This window comes from Cellulomonas jepli (genome assembly GCF_047229345.1).
GTDB lineage: Bacteria > Actinomycetota > Actinomycetes > Actinomycetales > Cellulomonadaceae > Cellulomonas_A.
Window position 1 is genome coordinate 1 of record NZ_JBFTER010000169.1, and the last position, 5,415, is coordinate 5,415.

Consider the following 5,415-nt stretch of genomic DNA (forward strand, 5'->3'; position numbering starts at 1 on the left):
ACCCCGCCGCGCGCCCCGGCGCAGCGCTGCGACCCGTTCGCGTCCCCGGGCCCCGCACGGCCGACGCCGGCGGGCGGGTCGCGTCTGACCGGTCACCCGCGCACCCTCACGGGCGACCTCGAGCGGCGCAGGTCCGGCGCGCGGCTCGCTGCCGGCTCGCTCGCGGGCGTCGGGGCGGTCGCCGCGATGCTCTTCGCGCTCGGCGACCGGCCGCCCGTCGTGCCGTCGAGCCACCCGGCGCAGGCCCTGAGCCTGCTCGGCGAGGCGACCCCCGGCACGCAGCGCTTCGCCGAGGCCGCGCTGACCCGCGGTGCCCCCGCCGTGGGCCCGTCGACCGTCGACCAGCTCGAGCGCCTGCGCGAGGGCGGGTGGACGTGCCCGGTCGAGCTGCCCGCCGGCTGGGACGTGACCGCGGTGCGCCTCGACGAGCGCGACACGGTCGAGATCGACCTCACCGGGCCCGGCGGCACGGTCGTCGTGACCGAGCAGCACGGACGCCTCGACGTGGGCGCGCTCGAGGGCGCGACCCACCGGACGCTCGGCGACCGGACGGTCTACGTCCTGTCGACGCATCCGTGGCACGCTGCCTGGCAGTCGGGCGACACCGTGGTCGAGGTCGTCTCGTCGAGCACGTCGCGCGACGTCGAGTCCGTCGTCGCCGAGTTCCCCCACGAGGGCTTCGACGACGGGGTCCCGGCCCGCATCACCCGAGGATGGGACACCGTGACCGAAGCGCTCCTGAACCGATGACGTCGCCCGAGCAGCCCGCGAACCCGTTCGCGCCGCCGTCGTTCGTGTCGCCGGCACCCGTGCAGCCGGTCCGCCCCGCCGCGCCCGCCCCGGCGCCCTCCCCGTACGCCGCACCGGCCTACGGACCCCCGACCGGCGCGCCCGCCTACGGGACCTCGCCCTACGGTGCGCCGGGCACGGCCCCGTTCCGTGCGCCGTCGGGTCGCGCGCCGCAGCCCAGCGCCTGGCAGGGCGGCTTCCCCGGGCCGCTGCCCGAGCCGCAGCGGGACACCCCCGCACGCCCCGAGCGCCGCCGCGGCCTGTCGTTCGGCTGGGCCGCGGGCCTCGCCGTGGTCGCGCTGCTCGCCGGGGCGACCGGGGGCATCCTCGCGCCGCGGCTGCTCGACGACGGCCAGGTCGCCGACGCCGGGCTGCCCGCCGCGGTCGGCACGGGCGCGGGCGACCGTGCGCCGGAGAGCGTCGCCGGGGTCGCGGCGACCGTGCTGCCCAGCGTCGTGTCGATCGAGGTCGCCGGCGCGCAGGGGACCGCGACCGGCTCCGGCCTCGTGCTGCGCCAGGACGGCTACATCCTGACCAACAACCACGTCGTCGAGTCCGGCGCGACGGCCGGGGCGACGACGAGCGTCCTGTTCGCCGACGGCAGCGAGGAGCCGGCGACGATCGTCGGGCGCACGCCGGAGTACGACATCGCGGTGCTCAAGGTCGAGCGGGCCGGGCTGGTGCCGCTCGTCCTCGGCGACTCCGACGACGTCGTGGTGGGCGACCCGGTCATCGCGATCGGCGCTCCGCTGGGTCTCGAGGGGACCGTGACGACCGGCATCGTGAGCGCGCTCAACCGCCCCGTGTCCGCCGGCAGCGAGCAGGAGACGGCGTTCATCAACGCGATCCAGACCGACGCCGCGATCAACCCCGGCAACTCGGGCGGCCCGCTGGTCAACGCGGCGGGCGAGGTGGTCGGCATCAACTCGGCGATCGCGCAGCCGCCCGGCGCGCTGAGCTCGGCCGGGGGCAGCATCGGCCTCGGCTTCGCCATCACCTCGAACCAGGCGCGGCGCACCGCCGAGCAGCTCATCGAGACGGGCGCGGCGACGTACCCGATCATCGGGGTCCTGCTCGACCAGGCGTACACCGGCGAGGGCGTGCAGGTCGCGACGGAGCAGCGGGGCGACACCCCGCCGGTCACGCCGCGCGGACCCGCGGACCGTGCGGGGATCCGCCGCGGCGACGTGATCGTCGCGATCGACGGCCGGCCGGTCACGGAGCCCGACGAGCTGATCGTGGCGATCCGTGCGAAGACCCCGGGCGAGACGATCGTGCTGCGCGTGCGCACCGGCTCGGAAGAGCGCGACGTCCGGGTCGTGCTCGACGAGTCCGCGCCCGAGTGAGCCGGCGACCGGTCCGCTGCGCAGGGGTAGCCTGAGCCCGTGTTCGACATCAACGGCGGCGAGCTCATCGTCCTGCTCATCGTCGCCGTCCTCGTCATCGGGCCGGAGCGTCTGCCTGCGTACGCCGAGCAGCTCGGCCGGTGGGCGCGGCGCGCGCGCGTGTTTCTGCGGGACACCAAGGAGCGCGTCGACGAGGAGCTCGGCGACGAGGTGCGTGACGTCGACTGGGCGGCGCTCGACCCGCGCCGGTACGACCCGCGCCGCATCGTCCGCGAGGCGCTGCTCGACGACGTGACCCCCGTCCGCGGCGAGCGGCCCGGTGCGGTCGCCGGATCGGCGGCGGCGTACGCCGCGCGCAACGGCTCGACGACGCGCGGCCCGCGTCCGGCCGCCGACCTGCGGGCGGGGGAGCCCGCCCCGTTCGACGACGAGGCCACCTGAGCCGTCCCGGCGGTCCCGCGGCGCGGCGGACCCGGCGACCGACCCGTCCTGGGCCTCAGCACGGCTCCGCGCCTGACAGAATGGCGCAATGTCTTCTGCGACGCAGCGAGCACGCATCTTCTCGGGGATGCAGCCCACGTCCGACTCGCTCCACCTCGGCAACTACCTCGGCGCGCTGACCCAGTGGGTCGCGCTGCAGGAGTCGTACGACGCGCTCTACTGCGTCGTGGACCTGCACGCGCTCACGGTGTCGCCCGACCCGGCGGTGCTGCGCGACCGGACCCGCCGGACGGCCGCCCAGTACCTCGCGGCCGGCGTGGACCCGGCGCGGTCGATCCTGTTCGTGCAGTCGCACGTCCCCGAGCACGCCGAGCTCGCGTGGATCCTGTCGTGCCACACCGGCTTCGGCGAGGCCGGCCGGATGACCCAGTTCAAGGACAAGTCCGGGCGCTACGGCGCCGAGGGCACCACCGTCGGCCTGTTCACGTACCCGGTGCTCATGGCCGCGGACATCCTGCTCTACGACACGGCGCTCGTGCCCGTGGGCGAGGACCAGCGCCAGCACCTCGAGCTCACGCGTGACCTCGCGCAGCGACTGAACGCGCGCTTCGGCGCCGGCACGGCGGTCGTCCCGGAGGCGCACATCGTGCGCGCGACGGCGAAGATCTACGACCTGCAGGAGCCGACGGCGAAGATGAGCAAGTCGTCGGCGAACCCGAACGGCATCATCGAGCTGCTCGACGACCCGAAGGTCGTCGCCAAGCGGATCCGCTCGGCGGTGACGGACGCCGAGCGCGAGATCCGGTTCGACCCCGAGGCCAAGCCCGGCATCGCGAACCTCCTGACGATCTACTCGGCGCTCACGGGCCGGGACGTCCCCACGATCGAGGCCGAGTACGCGGGCCGCGGCTACGGCGACCTGAAGAAGGACCTGGCCCAGGTGGTCGTCGACTTCCTGCAGCCGTTCCAGGAGCGCGCGAACGGCTACCTCGCCGACCCGGCGGCGCTCGACGAGGTGCTCGCCGACGGCGCGGAACGTGCCCAGGACCTCGCCGGGGCGACGCTCGAGCGCATCTACGACCGCACGGGACTGCTCCGGCGGCGGGTGCGGGTGCGCGCGTGAGGCTGCCTCCGCGCACCGAGGACCAGGTCCGGATCGGCGTCGCGATCACGGTGCCCGCGCCGTTCGGTCCTGCGCTCCAGGCCGCGCGCGGACGCTTCGGGGACCCGGCCGCGCCGCTCATCCCGCCGCACATCACGCTGCTCGGGCCGACGGTCGTGGGCCTCACCGACGTGGCGGTGGTCGAGGAGCACCTCACCCGGGTCGCGGCCCGCCACGAGCCGTTCGTGGTGCACCTGCGGGGCACGGGGACGTTCCGGCCGGTGTCGCCCGTCGTGTTCGTGCAGGTCGTCGACGGCATCGCCGGCTGCGAGGGCCTCGAGCGCGACGTCCGCTCGGGGCCGCTGGCGCAGGAGCTGCGGTTCAACTACCACCCGCACGTCACCGTGGCGCACGAGGTCCCGGACGCGAGCCTCGACCGGGCGTTCGACGAGCTCGTCGACTTCGACGCGTCGTTCGAGGTCGCGACGATCCAGTCGTTCGAGCACGGCGACGACGAGGTGTGGCGCCCGGTGCGCGACTTCGCGCTCGCGCGGCGGGCACCGTCGGAGTCCGCGGCGGGCTGAGCGGCCCGCGCGGCGCTGCGGATGCCGGGCCGTCGCCCTGCTCCTAGGGTCGGACCATGGTGAGCCCCGACGAGGCCGGCGTCCCGCGGGGGGCCGGGAAGGCGCACGCCGCAGTCACGGCCCCGGCGGACGTGGCTGCCGGGCTGCGACGGGGCGCACGGGTCAAGCAGAGCATCCTCGCGCGTGCGCAGGCCCTGTTCACGTGGTGGCAGCAGACCCGCCCGGCTCGCACGCTGGCCCGCTTCTCCGCGGCCGGCGGGGGAGTGCTCACCGGGGGCATCGCGTACGCCGCGCTGTTCTCCGTCTTCGCGGGCCTCACGATCGGCTACACGATCTTCATGGCCGTCCTGGGCAGCAACGTCGACCTGCGTGACGACGTTCTGGCGGCCGTGGCCGGCACGTTCCCGGGGCTCATCGACACCGGCAGCGGTGACGGGCTCGTCAAGCCCGAGGACCTCGTCCTGGACGCGGGCCTGAGCATCACGGGCGTCGTCGCCGTCGTCGTGCTGCTCGTGAGCGCCACGACGGCCGTCGCCGCGCTGCGCACGGCCGTCCGGGCCATGTTCGACGCGCTCGGGCAGAGCCAGGGCAACATCGTCACGGGCAAGCTGCGCGAGCTCGTCGGGTTCGCCGGGATGGCGTTCATCGTGCTGCTCTCGGCCGTCCTGACCGTCGGCGTCACCACGGCGGCGGACTGGCTCCTCGCGGTCCTCGGCATCGAGGAGTCGGGTGCGGTCGTGGTGCGGGTGATCGGCGTCGCCGTCGCCTTCGTGGTCGACGCCGCGACGTTCCTGCTGCTCGTGTACGTGCTCGCGGGGCAGCGGCCCGACTGGGTCGACCTGAGCCGGGGCGCGCTGATCGCCGCGACGGGGATCGGCGTGGTGCGCCTCCTCGGGACGTCGGTGGTGGCGGGCAGCGTCGGCCGCAACGCGCTGTTCGCGTCCTTCACAGTGATCGTGACGCTGCTCGTGTGGATCAACCTGATCGCGCGGATCGTGCTGCTCGCCGCAGCGTGGACCGCCGACCCGCCGTTGCCGGAGGCGACGCCCGACTGCCCCGAGGAGCCCGCGGCGGGCAGCGAGGGCGCACCCGCGGGCGCCTCCCCGCAGCGTGACGCGGCTGCCGCCGCAGCCGCGGCCGCCATGCGCTGACC

The 5,415-nt window shown here is 75.2% G+C and carries 6 protein-coding genes; all 6 read left to right on the forward strand.

From position 1 onward, the window contains the following. Positions 1-750: zf-HC2 domain-containing protein (locus tag AB6N24_RS22520; RefSeq protein WP_412871588.1), on the forward strand; the 750-nt coding region annotated here is incomplete at its 5' end. Then, the gene (locus AB6N24_RS22525) at positions 747-2,135 is read left to right on the forward strand and encodes a S1C family serine protease (RefSeq protein WP_412871589.1); all 1,389 of its coding nucleotides are present in this window, start codon (positions 747-749) and stop codon (positions 2,133-2,135) included. The genes AB6N24_RS22520 and AB6N24_RS22525, both read left to right, overlap by 4 nt. Positions 2,136-2,174: 39 nt before the next feature. Next, positions 2,175-2,576 carry a twin-arginine translocase TatA/TatE family subunit gene (locus tag AB6N24_RS22530; RefSeq protein ID WP_412871590.1) on the forward strand — a complete coding sequence of 134 codons (402 nt, stop codon included), beginning with the start codon at positions 2,175-2,177 and terminating at the stop codon, positions 2,574-2,576. 88 nt (positions 2,577-2,664) lie between these two features. Further along, positions 2,665-3,699: a tryptophan--tRNA ligase gene (trpS, locus tag AB6N24_RS22535; RefSeq protein WP_412871591.1), complete on the forward strand. Its 1,035-nt coding sequence runs from the start codon at positions 2,665-2,667 to the stop codon at positions 3,697-3,699. Continuing rightward, positions 3,696-4,262: a 2'-5' RNA ligase family protein gene (locus tag AB6N24_RS22540; RefSeq protein WP_412871592.1), complete on the forward strand. Its 567-nt coding sequence runs from the start codon at positions 3,696-3,698 to the stop codon at positions 4,260-4,262. The genes trpS and AB6N24_RS22540 overlap by 4 nt, the downstream gene beginning before the upstream one ends. Positions 4,263-4,318: 56 nt before the next feature. After that, positions 4,319-5,413, forward strand: a complete 1,095-nt coding sequence (locus AB6N24_RS22545) for a YihY/virulence factor BrkB family protein (protein ID WP_412871593.1) — start codon at positions 4,319-4,321, stop codon at positions 5,411-5,413. Positions 5,414-5,415 lie beyond the last annotated feature (2 nt).